We start from the raw sequence: 838 nt of genomic DNA, 5'->3' as shown, positions 1-838 counted from the left end.
GTGGTCCCCCGTGACCCCGTACTCCCCCTGACGCGCCGGACGTCCTCCCGCTATGCGTCATGTGACGCACATCACAATTCTTTCGGTGTCGCTCGTCCGGCATCAGCGCACTGTCTGCCAGTCACCAGCCACCGCCCGTCGGTCACCAGCGCACTGCCCGCCGGTCACCGGCCACCGCCCGTCGGGCGCCAGTCGTCGGTCACCAGTACACGACGACCTTGTCGCCGTTCCTGACCTGATCGAACAGTCGCGCGATCGCGGCCTCGTCCCGGACGTTGACGCAGCCGTGCGAGGCCCCGTAGTACCCACGGGCCGCGAAGTCGGAGGAGTAGTGGACGGCCTGGCCGCCGCTGAAGAACATCGCGTACGGCATCGGGGTGTCGTACAGGGTCGACCAGTGGTCGCGGGACTTGAAGTAGACGCTGAAGACGCCCTCGCGGGTCGGGGTGTACTCCGAGCCGAAGCGCACCTCGACCGTCGTCAGCGTCCTGCCGTCCACCATCCAGCGCAATGTGCGGCTCGTCTTGCTGATGCACAGCACGCGTCCCGTCATGCAGCGCGGGTCGGGTGACGCGGCCGGCTGCCCGCCGTAGGCGTACAGGTCCCACTTGCCGGGCTCCCGTGTCATGTTCAGCAGCCGCGCCCAGGTCACGCTGTCCGTCTTCCCGGTCCGCGGCAGCCCCCGCTTGCCCTGGAAGCCCTTGACCGCCTGGACCGTCAGCTCGTCGTACGTGCCCGTGGGCCCCGCGAAGAGCCAGGCGACCTGTCGCAGCCGCGCCTGCAACTCGCGTACGTCCAGCCCCTCGTCGCCCTGGGACCAGAGAACGGGGGCGGGGGG

1 protein-coding gene is annotated in these 838 nt (G+C 69.5%); it reads right to left on the bottom strand.

Going from position 1 to position 838, the window contains the following annotated elements:
* Positions 1-199: 199 nt before the first annotated feature.
* The coding region (locus P1P70_RS45220; protein ID WP_319248386.1) for a L,D-transpeptidase family protein at positions 200-838 on the bottom strand (639 nt) is incomplete at its 5' end.

This window comes from Streptomyces sp. MB09-02B (assembly GCF_033794485.1).
Classification (GTDB): Bacteria; Actinomycetota; Actinomycetes; order Streptomycetales; family Streptomycetaceae; genus Streptomyces.
The sequence above is the reverse complement of the archived record's forward strand: the minus strand, read 5'-3'. Positions and strand labels throughout refer to the sequence as shown.